Origin of the sequence: Catenulispora sp. EB89 (genome assembly GCF_041261445.1) — a bacterium.
Classification (GTDB): domain Bacteria; phylum Actinomycetota; class Actinomycetes; order Streptomycetales; family Catenulisporaceae; genus Catenulispora.
The window spans coordinates 372555-387839 of the sequence record NZ_JBGCCU010000005.1; the positions used below are offsets into that span (position 1 = coordinate 372555).

The following is a 15285-nucleotide window of genomic DNA, read 5'->3' on the forward strand; positions in this document are numbered from 1 at the left end:
GATTCAGCGGGGGACTGAATGATTACTGTCGAACTGGGCCTGGACGAGCTGGCCGCGACTTCCTTCGTGTGCTCGGCACTCCTGGAGACCGGCATGAGTCTGCGCATGTGGACCCACGCCGGCTACTACGCCGAGCAGGTGCCGCTGTTCAACCGCATGCGGCCGGCGTTCGAGCGCCTGGACACCGAACTGCTCACCGCGCTGGTCGGGTCCTGGCGCTGGATCCCCGACTTCCTCACGCCGCGTCCCACGACGCCGTGGCCGGACTTCCACAAGGAGCTGGCGGCGCTGCGGGCCACGCCGCTGGAGCGGATCTGGCCGGACCTGGAGCGCACGTTCGTCGAGATCGACGGCGCCGTCCCGCCCCGGCTGACGCGCGGCCGGCGGGACCCCGGCGGGCTGCTGGCCGAGATCGCGGACGCGTTCGAGGCGTACTGGGAGACGTGCCTGGCGCCGGAGTGGTGGCCGCGGGCGCGGTCGGTGCTGGAGGCCGACATCGTGTACCGGGCCCGGGTGCTCGTGGAGCGCGGGGCCGGCGCGCTGTTCACCGGCCTCGGGGACCGGCTCAGCTGGGACGGCCGGCGGCTGGTGATCCGGTGGGGCACCGTGGCGAACCCCGCCGCGGCGCCGGTGTACGAGGTGCCGGTCGGCGGAGGCAGTCTCTTGCTGGCCCCGACGTGCTTCGCGCACGGCGCGCTGAGCCAGATCGAGCCGGCGGTGGCGCCGTGGATCCTTTATCCGGCGCGCGGGCTGGCGACGATGGCCGAGCGGGTGGTCCCGCCGCCGCCGGGACCGGCGCTGGAGCGGCTGCTGGGGGCGCCGCGGGCCCGGATGCTGCTGATGCTCGGCGAGCCGGTGTCGACCACGGAGCTGGCGCGGCAGCTGGGGGTGACGCCGGGGGCGGTGAGTCAGCATCTCAAGGTGCTGTCGGACGCCGGGTTGACGTCGCGGGCCCGGTACGGGCGCAGCGTGCTCTACGGGCGCAGTGCGCTCGGAGATTCTTTGGCGGGCATGTCGCAGGGGATGTCACAAACGGGCGCGCGCCGGAGTCATAGAGGTGATGACGACGACGCAGCTTGTTGAGGAGCCCGACATGACTAGCACGACCACGACCACGACCACGACCGCGATCCGTACCCACCACTACCGCGTCAGCCCCGAGAAGTTCGACGAGTTCAGCGTCCGGCGCGCGGCCGTCATCGACGCGGTGCGGGCGAAGCACCCGGCGCTGGCCGCGACCCGGCTGAGCCGGTTGGAGGACGGCAGCTACTCGGACGTGTGGGTCTGGGAGAGCGCTGAGCAGATGGGGCGCGCCCTGGCTGACCTGCCGCACACGCCGGAGGCGTTCGCGGCGATGTCGATGGTCGAGGGGAACGTGGCGGTGAACGGTCTGGTGCTGGACGAGCGCTGAGGTCGGGCGCTGACGTCGCATGGTGAGGTCGCGCGCTGAGGTTGCGCGCTGAGCCATCTCGAAGGCGTTCCGGGGCGTCGCGGCCGAGGGGGGCCGTGGCGGTACGGCCTGGCGCGGCGACGCCCCGGAACGCGAAAGCCCCCGGCGGGATCTGCTCCCGCCGGGGGCCTTGACGTTCTCCACCGAGTTGTCCACCGTGCCGGTCCGGGCCGGGGGCCGGCGGGTGGCACCGTATGGCCGGCGCCACCGCCTGACTACAGGTGGTGGACCTTCTCCTCTTCCGGCAGGTCCTCGAACCGCTTGTAGGAGCGCTGGATCTCGGTCTCGGCCTGGGCGCGGTTCTGCCACTCGGCGTGGTGGACCTCCTTGCCCGGCTCCAGGTCCTTGTAGCTGGTGAAGAAGTGCTGGATCTCCTGGCGCTCGAACTCGGAGATGTGGTGGTAGTCACGCAGGTGCTCGAAGCGCGGGTCGGTGGCCGGGACGCAGAGGATCTTGTCGTCGCCGCCGGCCTCGTCGGCCATGTTCAGCATGCCGATCGCGCGGCAGCGGATCAGGCAGCCCGGGAACGTGGGCTCGTCGAGCAGGACCATGGCGTCCAGGGGGTCGCCGTCCAGGGACAGCGTGTCCTCGATGAAGCCGTAGTCGGTCGGGTAGACCATCGAGGTGAAAAGCATGCGGTCCAGCCGTATGCGGCCGGTCTTGTGGTCGACCTCGTACTTGTTGCGCTGGCCCTTGGGGATCTCGATGAGAACGTCGAACTCCATTGGTCTTTCCTCGTTTCCGCGCTTTCAGGTGCTGCTACTAGTGTCGCCCAGACAGGCGGTGACGACAGAGTTCGCGAGATCAAGGAGTGACCTGAGTGGCAAGACAGGTGCCGGGAACGCTGCCGACCGCCATTGTGTCAGCCGCGCTCGGGATCGTACTGGCCGCGGGCTGCGTGTGGGCGGCCGGTCCGTGGTCCGGCGGGCAACGCGTGAGCGAACGCAGGGGGCGCTCGCCGGTGGCCGAGAAGCCGGTCGCGCAGGCGTCGCAGGACTCGCTCGCCCCCTCCTCGCCGGCCCCCTCCACCCGCTCCGCCGGACCCACGCACGTCCCGGCCGGGGCCGCGCTGCTCCCCGTTCTCGCAGGTGACAAGCCCGGCGGCGCACTGACGGCGGCCGAACTCGCCGACGCGCTGAGCCCGCTGACGCTGGCGCCGGGACTCGGCAAACACGTCGGGATCGCGGTCGCCGACCCGGCCTCGGACGCGCTGTTGTTCGATCAGCACGCCGCCGACGGCTTCGCGCCGGCGTCGACGAACAAGGTGGTGACGGCAGTCGCCGCGCTGGCGGCGCTGGGGCCGGACGACCAGTTCGCGACGCGGGTGCTGCAGGGCCCGAACTCGGGCTCGGGAACGGCCGGGACGGCGTCGATCGTGCTGGTCGGAGGGGGTGACCCGACGCTGTCGACGCAGGGCCCTTCCTCGGACCCGGGATACCAGCCGGCGTCGCTGGACGACCTCGCGGCACGGACCGCGGCGGCCCTTCAAGCCAAGGGCGTGAATTCGGTCACACTGGGCTACGACGCGTCGGTTTTCGGCGGCCCGGGCCTCAACCCGACGTGGTCGGCGGGCTACACCGACGGGAACGTGGCGCCGGTGGTCGGGCTGATGGTCGACGAGGGGCGGGCGAAGGCCGCGGACGACCTGAGCCCGCGGGTGACGGACCCGGCCGCCGTGGCGGCGCTGGACTTCGCCGGACGGTTGGCGGCGCACGGGGTGCAGGTGGTGGGGAAGCCTTCGGCGGCTGCGGGCGGTTCGGGCACGGCGGCCGCGTCGGAGCTGGCGCGCGTCACGTCGCCACGACTGGCGGACCTGGTCGAGCACATGCTGACGGTGTCGGACAACGACCTGGCGGAGGCGCTGCTGCGGCACGTGGCGCTGGCCGACGGGAAGCCGGCGACGTTCCAGGGCGGCGTCGCGGCGGTACGCGACCAGCTGGCCAAACTGGGCCTGAACCTGGCGGGCCTGAACGTCCTGGACGGCAGCGGCCTGTCCCGCGACGACCGCATCGCCCCGGAGTTCCTGGTCAAAGTCCTGTCGACAGCGGCCGCGGACAACCACCCGGACCTGCGCGCGGCCCTGACCGGGCTCCCGGTCGCGGGCTTCACCGGCACCCTGGCCGAGGACGGCCGCTACACGACCCCGCCCTCCCTGGCCGGAGCCGGCCTGGTGCGAGCCAAGACGGGCTCGCTGACCGGCGTGGTGACGCTGGCCGGGCTGGTCCGCGACAACTCGGGGCAACTGCTGGTGTTCGCCCTGATGGCGGACCAGGCCCCGGATGCCGCCGCGGCGCGCGCGGCGGTGGACCGGCTGGCGACGGCGCTTGCGGGCTGCGGGTGCGGGGGCGCGTCGGCCGGGTAGGCGGTGCGGCTCGGCTCGAAAGCGGCGGCGGACCAGGCCCCGAATGCCGCTGCGGCGCGCGCGGCGGTGGACCGACAGCGCTGGCCGGGTGCGGGGGCGGGGGCGGCGGCCGGGTAGGTGGTGTGGCTCGGCTCGAAAGCGGCGGCGGACCGGGCCCCGAATGCTGCTGCTGCGGCGCGCGCGGCGGTGGACCGACAGCGCTGGCCGGATGCGGATGCGGGTGCGGGGGCGCGGTGGCCGGGTAGGTGGTGCGGCTCGGCTCGAAAGCGGCGGCGGGCGTGGCGGCCGGGCAGGTGGTGGCGCTGCGGCAAACGAGTGGGCAAGCAGCGTGCTGCGTGCGGAAGTCGGGCGGCGCGCCGACTCGCGGGCAGCTCGACCTGAAAGAGGCAGCCGGTGCAGGGCGGCGGTGCTGGGTCGGGCGGCGGGGGTCCGGCGGCGGTGGCTGGCGCGAGCGCCGGCCGCTTAGTCGTAGCGGTGGCGAATATGCGACAAGCGGGCGCCGCTTGGTCGGGCGCTGTACCGCGAATCAGCTGTCGGTGATGGTGGCGATGGTGACCGCGATTGGTGCGATCGTCCTCAGCCGTGGCCTGCCTCGTTCGGCGCGTCGGGCAGCAGCGGGAACAAGCGCGTGATCAGCGCGACCGGCAGCGCACCCTCCGGGCGTGCCAGTGGCCGTTGTTCGCGGTCCTGGTAGCGCGCCAGGAGCTGCTGGATCGTGCGCGCGACCTGGGTCATCTCCTCGGCCGTCAGGTAGGCGACCGTGCTGAAGGCCTCTTCGCGCGGCAGGTCGGCGGGTGCCTGGTCGCGGAGGCGGAGCCAGCGCTGCCAGCTTTCGTCCTCCAGACCGCGGGCCAGGGCGCCGAACTGCTCGTCGGGGGTTGGGGCGGAGTCGGTGGTGGCGGCCGGGTTTTGCCTCAGGCGCCAGGGGCGGGCTCGGCCTCCGGTGTGCGGTGCCTCCTCGATGAGGCCGTGGCGTTCGAGTTGCCGGAGGTGGAACGAGCAGAGGCCTGAGCTGTGCCCCAGGCGGGTGGCGGCTTCGGTGGCGGTGACGGTTCCGACCTCGGCCAGCAGTTCCAGCAGGGCGGAGCGGACCGCGTGGGTGCGGAGGTCGGCGTTCACGTCGTTCACTTTGCAAAGTTTGGTACTTTGCAAAGCCTGGGGCAAGCCGTGGGAGGACGACTGCGATGAACGTGTGGGTGCAGGGCCGCCCCGTCGGGACGTACCCGACGGGGCCGCCGGAGGTGGGGCGTGGGTCGATGCGGCGGATCACCGAGGTCGGGGAGGAGATTCTGCGCACGCCGTGCCGGGAGGTGGCGGCGGCCGAGTTCGGGACTCCGGAGTTGGCCGCGCTGATCGACGACATGTTCCTGGCGATGCACATCGCCGAGGGGGCCGGCCTGGCCGCGAATCAGGTCGGCGTGGATCTGCGGCTGTTCGTGTTCGACTGCCTGGACGGTCTCGGCGGACGGCACGTCGGCCACATCGCGAATCCCGTCCTGGATGTGCCCGGCCCCGCGGGCAGGCGGCTCGTCGAGGACGTCGAGGGCTGCCTGTCGGTCCCGGGCGCGAGCGCGGTGGTGCCACGGACCGCGCACGCCGTCGTGCGGGGCTTCGACAAGGACGGCGCGCCGCTGGTCATCGCGGGCGACGACTACTTCGCCCGGTGCCTGCAGCACGAGACCGACCACCTGGCGGGCACCGTCTACCTCGACCGGCTCTCCAAGCGGAACCGCAAAGACGCCCTGCGGCAGATGGAGGACCGGCGTGAAGGGGTGTTCGAAAGGCGCGAGATGCGAGCCGCCAAGCTGCGTCAACGAACTGTGACCGGCGACTAGTGACCCGCGATCTGTGACCGCCTAAACCCCCGCCCCCTCCCGCTCCACCCCCAAAGCGCACTGCTTCAACGCCCCCACATAAGCCGCGATCGCGTCATGGTTCCGCGTCAGCAGCGCCACCCGCTCCGCGAGCCGGTCGCGGTGACCCTCCAGGGTCGCGATGATCTCCGGCGTGGCGTCCGCGAAATGGATCTCGCTCGGCTCGTTCAGGCAGGGCAGGATCTGCTTGATGATCCGCGTCGACAGCCCCGCGTCCAGCAGTCCCCTGATGTGCGCGACCTGGTCCACCAGCGCCTCGTCGTAGTCGCGGTAGCCGTTCGCGCAGCGCTGCACGCGGATCAGGCCCTGCTCCTCGTAGTAGCGGAGCAGGCGGGGGCTGGTGTCGGTGCGTTGTGCCAGTTCGCCGATGCGCATGTGACCCACCTCACACGGTCGTCGTTTGACCCTCACATCCGTGTGAAGGTTCGACCATGGTCGCATGAGCCAGGACACCGACCTCTACGACTACCGTCCCATCACCGAGCGCGAGCCGCTGAGCTGGCCCGGAGGCAAGCGGGTCGCCTTCTACGTCGGCCTCAACATCGAACACTTCTACGTCGACCTCCCCGGGACCGCGACCTACGAGGGCACCACGTCGCTGACCCCTGACAGCCTCAACCACGGCTGGCGTGACTACGGCCCGCGCGTCGGCGTCTGGCGGCAGGTCAAGCTGCTCGACAAGCACGGCATCAAAGCCAGTGCCCTGCTGAACTCCGACGTCGCCGCGCGCTATCCCCAAATCATCGAGGCCGGCGTCCAGCGCGGCTGGTCCTGGCTCGGCCACGGCGCCAGCAACAGCCACCTGTTCACCGGCCTGGAGCGCGACGTCGAACAGCGCCGGATCCGCGAGGTCCTGCGCACCATCGAGCAGGCCACCGGTGTCAAACCGCGCGGGTGGATGGGCCCGGGGCTGATCGAGACCTTCAACACCCCCGAGCTGCTGGCCGCCGAGGGCGTCGGCTACGTCCTGGACTGGACCAACGACGACCAGCCCTACCCGACGACCGTCCCCGGCCTGCTCAGCCTGCCGTACTCGGTGGAGCTCAACGACATCGGGATCTTCGTCAGCAAGGGCCTGACCGGGCCGGACTTCGTCCAGATGGTCAAGGACCAGGTCGACCAGCTGGCCGAGGACGCCGCCGACGGCTCCGGGCGCGTCATGGCGCTCGCGCTGCACCCCTTCGTCACCGGCCAGGCGTTCCGGGCGCGCTACCTCGACGAGGCGCTGGAGTACGTGGTGCGCCATCCCGCCGTCTGGACCACCACCTCCGACGCGATCGCCGACCACTACCTGGCGGCGACGGGGCAGGCCGGGGCCTCGGATCCGCGCCCCTGACGGGCGTCGAACGGCCGATCCGGGCGCGATCCGATCTAGGTTTCACCGCTCCCGCCACGTAGCCTGAGACCCATGACGGCGAGAGCGCAGCTGGTCGACTGGCAACTTGCGGTGGCGACGGCCCAGCGCCTGGTCCGCCCGGGCCCCCCGACCTCCGCGGCCGAGGCCGCCGCCACCGTGGCCGACCTGCGCCGGTACGCCGCCGAGTCGCGGGAGCACGTGGCCGGGTTCACCGGCCTGGCGAACCAGGGCACGATCCTGACCGAGCCGCAGGTGCTGGTGGTGGACCGGCCCGGCTGGATCCGGGCCAACGCCGAGGGCTTCAAGATCGTCACCGAGCCGCTGGCGCGCAAGCTGAACGAGAAGCGCGAGGGCGTGCCGCCGTCCGGGCTGGCGGCGCTCGGGCCCAAGGCCACCGCGCTGGAGCTGGGCACCCTGCTGGCCTACCTCTCGCACCGGATCCTCGGGCAGTACGAGATCTTCCAGGAGCCGGGCCGGCTCCTGCTGGTCGCCCCGAACATCGTCAGCGTCGAGCGGGAGCTGCAGGTCAAGCCGGACGACTTCCGGCTGTGGGTGTGCCTGCACGAGGAGACGCACCGCACGCAGTTCGCCGCGGTGCCGTGGCTGCGGGCGCACATCCTCGGCGAGATCGAGTCCTTCATCGCCGGGATGGACACCGACCCCGGGGCGCTGGCCAAGCGGCTCCGCGAGGCCGGGCAGAAGCGGCGCGAGACCGGCGAGCGGCGCCCGATCACCGAGCTTGTGCAGACCCCGCAGCAGGTGGCGGTGCTGGACCGGATGGTCGCGGTGATGTCGCTGCTGGAGGGGCACGCCGACTTCGTGATGGACGGCGTCGGGCCGCGGGTGGTGCCCAGCGTGGCCGACATCCGCCGCAAGTTCGGGCAGCGGCGGGCCAGGGGCGCCAGCCGGGTCGACGCGGTCGTGCGGCGGGTGATCGGCATGGACGCCAAGATCCGGCAGTACCGGGACGGCTCGCGCTTCGTGGCCGCCGTGGTCGAGCAGGCCGGGATGTCCGGCTTCAACCGGGTGTGGACCTCGCCGAACACGCTGCCGACCCGCAGCGAGATCAACGATCCGGCGGCCTGGCTGGCGCGCGTGCGGCCCTAGGCGCGCGTGCGACCCTAGGGGAGCGATGCGGAAGGCGCCCGGGGAAACGCCGAGGAAAATGCCGAAAAGGCAGAAAATCCACAGGCGCGACCCGGGCCGCCACGCCGTAAGGGTGGTCCTGCGGAGTGTCGCCGCGACCTGAGCCGGGCCCGCTCGTTGCGCCGGGAAAGATGCCCAGGAAGAAAAGTCCCGGGCCTCGCACGTCCGAAGGAGTACCACCATGGGTCCCGCCCCCGCCGTCGCCGCGATACGCCTGGCAGTCCGCAAAGCCCTCGCCGACCAGCCCCCCGGCGGCCTGGTCCTGGTCGCCTGCTCCGGCGGCGCCGACTCGATCGCGCTGGCCTGCGCCACCGCGTTCGTCGCGCCCCGGCTGTCCCTGCGCTTCGGCGGCCTGACCGTCGACCACAACCTGCAGGAGGGCTCGGCCGCGCAGGCCGAGCGCGTCGTGCGCTTCCTGGCGGGCCTGGGCTTCGACCCGGTCGAGAGCCTGTCGGTGCGCGTCGACGGCCGAGGCGGGCCCGAGGCCGCGGCCCGGGTCGCGCGCTACGGCGCGCTGGACGCCGCCGCCGAGCGGCTGGGAGCGGCCACCGTCCTGCTCGGCCACACCCGCGACGACCAGGCCGAGACCGTGCTGCTCGGGCTGGCCCGGGGCTCCGGCGCGCGCAGCCTGGCCGGGATGCCGGCGGTCAGCGGCCGCTACGCGCGCCCCTTCCTGGACCTGCCGCGCGCCACCACCGTGGCCGCCGCGCGGTGCGAGGGCTTCGAGCCCTGGGACGACCCGCACAACGCCGACCCGGCCTACACCCGCTCGCGGGTCCGGCACGCCGCCATCCCGGCGCTGTCCGCCGCGCTCGGTCCGGGGATACCGGAAGCCCTGGCCCGGACCGCGAAGATGCTGCGCGAGGACACCGAGGCGCTCGACGCGTGGGCCGCCCGGGAGTTCGAACGACTGGTCGAGCCCTTCGGTGACTGTGATCTGTCCCACTACCTCGACGTCTCCGAACTGTCCGGCCTGCCCACCGCGGTGCGCCGCAGGGTGCTGCGGCTTTCCGCGCTCCGGGCAGGTTGTCCCGGGTCCGACCTGGCCGCGGTGCACATCGAGGAGCTGGACCGGCTGCTCACCGACTGGCGCGGCCAGGGGCCGTTGCACCTGCCCAGCGCGGTCGCAGTGGCCCGCCGGTATGGAAAGCTGGCCTTCGAGAGATCCGGTGCACTGCGCCGTGGGGGCGCGGACCGGAACGATCCCGGCCAACCGGCGGAGGACCCCGCCCCGGCCGGATTGTTGATGCCGGCTTAACGCGACGCACGACGGGACCGCAGCGTGGACGACAAGGACATGGGCCAGGACCTGGAGAAGGTCCTCATCCCCGCCGACGAGATCAAGGCCAAGCTGGCCGCGCTCGCGCGGGCGATCGAGGCCGACTACGAGGGCAAGGACATCCTGCTGGTCGGGGTGCTCAACGGTGCCCTGGTGGTGATGGCCGACCTGATCCGCGAACTCCACAGGGACTCCGAGATGGACTGGATGGCCATCTCCTCCTATGGAGCCGGCACCAAGTCCTCGGGCGTGGTGCGGATCCTGAAGGACCTGGGCGCCGACATCCAGGACCGGCACGTGCTGGTGGTCGAGGACATCATCGACTCCGGGCTGACGCTGTCCTGGCTGCTGTCGAACCTGCGCTCGCGCCGTCCGGCCTCGCTGGAGGTGGTCACGCTGCTGCGCAAGCCCGACGCCGCCAAGGTGGCCATCGACGTGAAGTACGTCGGATTCGACATCCCGAACGAGTTCGTCGTCGGCTACGGCCTGGACTACGCGCAGCGCTTCCGCGGACTGCCCTTCATCGGGACGCTCGCGCCGCACGTATACAGTTCGTAGCGGAATGACACTCCGGTAAGCCACGTTGGGACCAGTGTGGGTTCATCGGGTACCTCGCGCGGGAACGCAGTGACCGCGTACGGTCGTTAGGCATCATGAACTAACACACCGAGATGCACCCCACATGCCCCCCGCCGTGAACCGCTAGCACGAGTCGTAGAGGATCGATGGACGTCAAGCGTTACTTCCGAGGCCCAGTGATCTGGGTCGTCCTGGCCGTCGTGGCGGTCCTCGCGGTCATGCAGCTGGTCTCCTCGGCCGGCGGCCCCAAATCCGTGGACACCTCCGTCATCCTGGACGCAATTCACAAGAACGAGGTTGTCTCGGCCAAGCTGGTCGGCGGCTCCAGTACCTCGATCGAGGTCAAGGTCGACCCGAACAGCGCGGCCGCGCAGTCCCAGGGCGGCGCCACCGACCTGAAGGCCACCTACCTGAACGACCAGCAGGGCAACGACATCGCCACCGCCCTGAACACCTCCCAGCAGGCCGGCGGCCTCAAGGACGGCTACAACGTCTCGCTGGCCAGGCAGAACGCCATCGTCGGCATCCTGATCACGCTGCTGCCCTTCGTCCTGATCGCCCTGGTCTTCCTGTTCCTGATGAACCAGATGCAGGGCGGCGGCTCCCGGGTGATGAACTTCGGGAAGTCCAAGGCCAAGCTGGTCAGCAAGGACACGCCGAAGACCACCTTCGCCGACGTGGCCGGCGCGGACGAGGCCGTGGAGGAGCTGCAGGAGGTCAAGGAGTTCCTGGAGGCTCCGGCGAAGTTCCAGGCCATCGGCGCCAAGATCCCCAAGGGCGTGCTGCTCTACGGCCCGCCCGGAACCGGTAAGACGCTGCTGGCGCGCGCGGTGGCCGGCGAGGCCGGCGTCCCGTTCTTCTCGATCTCCGGTTCGGACTTCGTCGAGATGTTCGTCGGTGTCGGCGCCTCCCGCGTCCGCGACCTGTTCGAGCAGGCGAAGGCCAACGCGCCGGCGATCGTGTTCGTCGACGAGATCGACGCCGTGGGCCGGCACCGCGGTGCGGGCCTGGGCGGCGGCCACGACGAGCGCGAGCAGACGCTGAACCAGCTGCTGGTCGAGATGGACGGCTTCGACGTCAAGGGCGGCGTGATCCTGATCGCCGCGACCAACCGCCCGGACATCCTGGACCCGGCGCTGCTGCGCCCGGGCCGCTTCGACCGGCAGATCGCGGTCGAGGCCCCGGACCTGCAGGGCCGCAAGAAGATCCTCGAGGTGCACAGCAAGGGCAAGCCGCTGGCGCAGGGCGTGGACCTGGACTCGCTGGCCAAGCGGACGCCCGGGTTCACCGGTGCCGACCTGGCCAACGTGCTGAACGAGGCGGCGCTGCTGACCGCGCGCGCGGACAAGAAGCTCATCGACAACCTGGCGCTGGACGAGGCCGTGGACCGCGTGGTCGCCGGCCCGCAGAAGCGCACCCGCCTGATGAGCGACAAGGAGCGCAAGGTCACCGCCTACCACGAGGGCGGCCACGCCCTGGTGGCGCACGCGATGCCGAACGTGGACCCGGTGCACAAGGTGACGATCCTGTCCCGCGGCCGGGCCCTGGGCTACACCATGACGCTGCCGGACGAGGACAAGTACTCGACCACGCGCAACGAGATGCTGGACAACCTGGCCTACGCGATGGGCGGGCGCACCGCGGAGGAGCTGGTCTTCCACGACCCGACCACCGGCGCCAGCAACGACATCGAGAAGGCCACCAACATCGCCCGCGCGATGGTGACCCAGTACGGCATGACCGAGCGCCTGGGCCCGATCAAGTTCGGCAAGGACTCCGGCGAGGTCTTCCTGGGCCGCGACATGGGCCACCAGCGCGACTACTCCGAGGAGATCGCCTCGATCGTCGACGAGGAGGTCAAGCGGCTCATCGAGGGTGCGCACGACGAGGCCTGGGAGGTCCTGGTCGAGTACCGCGACGTGCTGGACCAGCTGGTCCTGGAGCTGCTGGAGAAGGAGACGCTGAACAAGGAGCAGATCGCCACGATCTTCGCCTCGGTGGTCAAGCGCCCGCAGCGCCCGGCCTGGATCGGCTCCTCGCGCCGCACCCTGCAGTCCCGCCCGCCGGTGCAGACGCCGCGCGAGCTGGAGGCGGCCCGCTCGGCGGCCAACGGAACGGTGACCGACAGCATCATCGGTCGGACGGACACGGTGCCCGAACAGTGAGCGAGAGCAACACCTCGAACCACGGCGGCGGTGCCGCTCCCCAGGCCCAGCAGGGTCAGGGGAGCGGCATCGCCCGCGTCAGCCTGGCGGGCCAGCCCGAGCTGGCCGCGCCGGACCTGGGCCGCGCGGTCGCCGGCTACGACGCCGAGCGCGCCGAGCGCGCGGTACGCGAACTCCTGATAGCCGTCGGGGAGAACCCGGACCGCGACGGCCTGAAGGAGACCCCGGCGCGGGTCGCCCGCGCCTACCGCGAGATGTTCGCCGGCCTGCACCAGGGGCCCGAGGACGTGCTCACCACGACCTTCGACCTCGGCCACGACGAGATGGTGCTGGTCCGGGACATCGAGCTCTACAGCACCTGCGAGCACCACCTCGTGCCGTTCCACGGAGTGGCCCACGTGGGGTACATTCCCTCGGTGGACGGACGCATCACGGGCCTGTCCAAGCTGGCCCGGCTGGTCGACGTCTACGCCAAGCGGCCCCAGGTCCAGGAGCGCCTGACGACGCAGATCGCCGACGCGCTGGTGCGTATCCTGGAACCGCGCGGGGTCATCGTCGTTGTGGAGTGCGAACACCTGTGCATGTCGATGCGAGGGATCCGGAAGCCGGGCGCGAAGACCGTGACGTCAGCGGTGCGGGGGCAGCTGCTCGCCCCGGCCAGCCGCGCCGAGGCGATGAGCCTGATCCTGGGCCGGTGAGCGAGCGTCCCGTCCAGACCGCGATCGTGGCCCGCTCAGCTTCCGGGACGGATCCCGACTGCCCCCAGCCCCCCACCCGCACCGATCGTTCCGCCGGCCCCACCGACGGTACGGACGTCTGCGGCCCCACCGGCGGGATCCCGGGGCCGCGCGTCAAGTCCTCCGGGACGGGTAAGCGCCGGAGTGCGGACACAGTACTTGCGGGCTCCGGCGGTGATTTCCCGAAGGATGCCCCCGCGAGCACCGGCGCGGGGCACAATCGGGTCGGGTCCGCCATGTCCGCGGATGTGGCCGGCAACACCGGTGACAACCCGCACGGTGCCCTCGAACGTCCCTCCAACATGACTCGGGCCAAAGCCATGACCTCCAATACCGCGCCGCCCCCGACCGACGCGGCGGCGGCGCAGCCGCCCCAGCACCGCAAGTGGGTGCCGCGGCTCGTCGCCTACATCACGTACCTGGCCGGCTTCGGCAACATCGCCTCGGCCATCTCGCCGGGCTTCCGGCACTCGCGGGTGCACTCGCTGAGCGTGCACGTGCCCACCGAGGTGCAGAACCTGGCCGCCGCGGCCACGCTGATGTCCGGCGTGCTGCTGGTGCTGATCGCGCACGCGCTCAAGCGCCGCAAGAAGCGCGCGTGGTGGGTCGCGGTGGTACTGCTGGTCACAGTCGTGGTGTTCCACACGGTCCGCTCGCTGCGCGGCGAGGACCACGACGCGCCCACGCACTACCTGGGCGTGCAGATCGTCCTGACGGTCCTGCTGCTGGTCCTGCTGCTGGTCTATCGCAAGGAGTTCTACGCCCTCGGCGACCCCTACACGCGCTGGCGGGCGCTGCGGGCCTTCGTCCTGTTGGCGGCGTTCTCCTTCGCCTCCGGCATGGCCCTGATGTACTGGCAGAGCAAGCACATCGACGGCGACCCGAGTGCTTTCGCCCGGCTGCAGCACGTGGCCCTGGGCCTGATCGGCATCGAGGGGCCGGTCCACTTCAAGCGCGGCTCCACCGACGACCTGGTCGCCGCGCTGCTCGGCGGGCTGGGCCTGATGACCGCGCTGATCGTGGCCTACCTGGTGCTGCGCCCGGCCGAGCCGATCGCCCGGCAGTCCGCCGAGGACGACGAGCGGCTGCGCGAGCTGATCGCCAAGCAGGGCCGCCGGGACTCGCTGGCCTACTTCGCCACCCACCGCGACAAGTCGGTGATCTGGTCGCCCTCGGGCAAGGCCGCGATCACCTACCGCGTGGTCTCCGGCGTGATGCTGGCCTCCGGCGACCCGATCGGCGACCCCGAGGCCTGGCCCGGCGCGATCAAGGTCTACGTGGAGGAGGCCGACCGGCACGCCTGGGTGGTGGCCGTGGTCGGCTGTTCGGAGACCGGCGGCGAGGTGTGGTGCCGCGAGGCCGACCTGGACGCGCTGGAACTGGGCGACGAGGCCATCTGCTACACCGACAAGTTCAGCCTGGAAGGCCGCGCGATGCGCAACGTGCGGCAGATGGTGAACCGGGTCGAGCGGCAGGGCTACGAGTGCCAGGTGCGCCGGCTCAAGGACATCCCGCGCTCGGAGGTCGAGCTGATCAAGACCGGCATCGAGGCCTGGCGCGGCTCCAGCGAGCGCGGCAGCTTCTCCATGGCGCTGGGCCCGGACCGGTTCGGGGACCCGGCCGACGGCGAGTGCGTGGTGGCCACCGCGACCAAGGACCGCGAGGTGCGGGCCCTGATCAACTTCGTGCCCTGGGGCACCGACGGCATGAGCCTGGACCTGATGGTGCGCGACCGGGAGGCCGAGCCCGGCCTGAACGAGCTGCTGATCGTCAAGGCCATGCAGGCGGCCAAGGGCCTGGGCATCGAGCGGGCCTCGCTGAACTTCGCGGTGTTCCGCTCGGCGCTGGAGCGCGGCGAGAAGCTCGGCGCCGGCCCGATCACCCGGATGTGGCGCTCCACGCTGGTGTTCTTCTCGCGCTGGTACCAGATCGAGTCGCTGTACAAGTTCAACTCGAAGTTCCAGCCCGAGTGGGTGCCGCGGTACGTGGCGTTCAAGAACACCCGCGACATCCCGCGCGTGGGCCTGGCCTACGCCGAGGCCGAGGGCTTCATCGTCCCGCCGGGCCTGCCCTGGTCGAAGAAGGACCGGGACGAGCGCGAGCTGGACGACGTCGACGGCGACGCCGAGTGCCCCGAGCACAAGGGTCCCGAAGGCAAGGGCCCCGAGGGCGAGGACGCCGGCGCCGGCGCCGGGATCGACGAGAAGCACGCCGAGAAGAACCCGGTGCGGAACCCCGCGCAGAACAAGGACGAGCAGACCGCGAAGCGCTCGCGCGTCGAGCCCGAAGTGGCCCTTCGCGGGCCGGGAGGACAGAAGGCGGCGAACGGCTAGGCT

Annotated in this window: 14 protein-coding genes; 11 read left to right on the forward strand and 3 right to left on the reverse strand. The window is 71.4% G+C overall.

What is annotated here, in order from left to right; all coding sequences use genetic code 11:
* Positions 1–18 precede the first annotated feature (18 nt).
* Positions 19–1083 carry an ArsR/SmtB family transcription factor gene (locus ABH920_RS13820; protein WP_370349342.1) on the forward strand — a complete coding sequence of 355 codons (1065 nt, stop codon included), beginning with the start codon at positions 19–21 and terminating at the stop codon, positions 1081–1083.
* 10 nt (positions 1084–1093) lie between these two features.
* Entirely contained in the window at positions 1094–1411 is a 318-nt protein-coding gene (locus tag ABH920_RS13825; RefSeq protein WP_370349343.1) for a hypothetical protein, read from the forward strand.
* A gap of 254 nt (positions 1412–1665) precedes the next feature.
* Here the strand turns inward: ABH920_RS13825 and ABH920_RS13830 are convergent, their stop codons facing one another.
* Positions 1666–2175, reverse strand: coding sequence for an inorganic diphosphatase (locus tag ABH920_RS13830; protein ID WP_194916482.1), 510 nt, complete (start codon positions 2173–2175; stop codon positions 1666–1668).
* A 95-nt stretch (positions 2176–2270) separates the two neighbouring features.
* Here ABH920_RS13830 and dacB point away from each other — a divergent pair, with 95 nt between their 5' ends.
* Positions 2271–3812 (forward strand): D-alanyl-D-alanine carboxypeptidase/D-alanyl-D-alanine-endopeptidase, encoded by a 1542-nt coding sequence (gene dacB, locus ABH920_RS13835; protein WP_370349344.1) that lies wholly within the window; start codon positions 2271–2273, stop codon positions 3810–3812.
* Between the two features lie 576 nt (positions 3813–4388).
* On the opposite strand, the gene ABH920_RS13840 is transcribed toward dacB, so the two are convergent.
* Positions 4389–4940 (reverse strand): helix-turn-helix domain-containing protein, encoded by a 552-nt coding sequence (locus tag ABH920_RS13840; protein WP_370349345.1) that lies wholly within the window; start codon positions 4938–4940, stop codon positions 4389–4391.
* Between the two features lie 56 nt (positions 4941–4996).
* On the opposite strand from ABH920_RS13840, the gene def reads away from it, so the two are divergent.
* Complete coding sequence (def, locus tag ABH920_RS13845; RefSeq protein ID WP_370349346.1) at positions 4997–5647, forward strand: peptide deformylase; 651 nt, start codon at positions 4997–4999, stop codon at positions 5645–5647.
* 21 nt (positions 5648–5668) lie between these two features.
* Here the strand turns inward: def and ABH920_RS13850 are convergent, their stop codons facing one another.
* Complete coding sequence (locus ABH920_RS13850; protein ID WP_370349347.1) at positions 5669–6061, reverse strand: MerR family transcriptional regulator; 393 nt, start codon at positions 6059–6061, stop codon at positions 5669–5671.
* 64 nt (positions 6062–6125) lie between these two features.
* Between ABH920_RS13850 and ABH920_RS13855 the strand changes: the two genes are divergently transcribed.
* The 7 genes from ABH920_RS13855 (at position 6126) to ABH920_RS13885 (ending at position 15282) form a co-directional block, all read left to right on the forward strand.
* Positions 6126–7022, forward strand: coding sequence for a polysaccharide deacetylase family protein (locus ABH920_RS13855; RefSeq protein WP_370349348.1), 897 nt, complete (start codon positions 6126–6128; stop codon positions 7020–7022).
* Between the two features lie 72 nt (positions 7023–7094).
* A complete protein-coding gene (locus ABH920_RS13860) occupies positions 7095–8150 on the forward strand; it encodes a zinc-dependent metalloprotease (RefSeq protein WP_370349349.1) in 1056 nt (351 codons plus the stop codon).
* Positions 8151–8370: 220 nt separating this feature from the next.
* Positions 8371–9447 (forward strand): tRNA lysidine(34) synthetase TilS, encoded by a 1077-nt coding sequence (gene tilS, locus ABH920_RS13865; RefSeq protein WP_370349350.1) that lies wholly within the window; start codon positions 8371–8373, stop codon positions 9445–9447.
* A 24-nt stretch (positions 9448–9471) separates the two neighbouring features.
* A complete protein-coding gene (gene hpt, locus ABH920_RS13870) occupies positions 9472–10026 on the forward strand; it encodes a hypoxanthine phosphoribosyltransferase (protein WP_370349351.1) in 555 nt (184 codons plus the stop codon).
* Between the two features lie 167 nt (positions 10027–10193).
* Complete coding sequence (ftsH, locus tag ABH920_RS13875; protein ID WP_370349352.1) at positions 10194–12212, forward strand: ATP-dependent zinc metalloprotease FtsH; 2019 nt, start codon at positions 10194–10196, stop codon at positions 12210–12212.
* 101 nt (positions 12213–12313) lie between these two features.
* The gene (gene folE, locus ABH920_RS13880) at positions 12314–12910 is read left to right on the forward strand and encodes a GTP cyclohydrolase I FolE (RefSeq protein WP_194911332.1); all 597 of its coding nucleotides are present in this window, start codon (positions 12314–12316) and stop codon (positions 12908–12910) included.
* A complete protein-coding gene (locus tag ABH920_RS13885; RefSeq protein WP_370349353.1) occupies positions 12907–15282 on the forward strand; it encodes a phosphatidylglycerol lysyltransferase domain-containing protein in 2376 nt (791 codons plus the stop codon). Before folE ends, ABH920_RS13885 begins: the two co-directional genes overlap by 4 nt.
* The last annotated feature ends 3 nt before the right edge of the window (positions 15283–15285 follow it).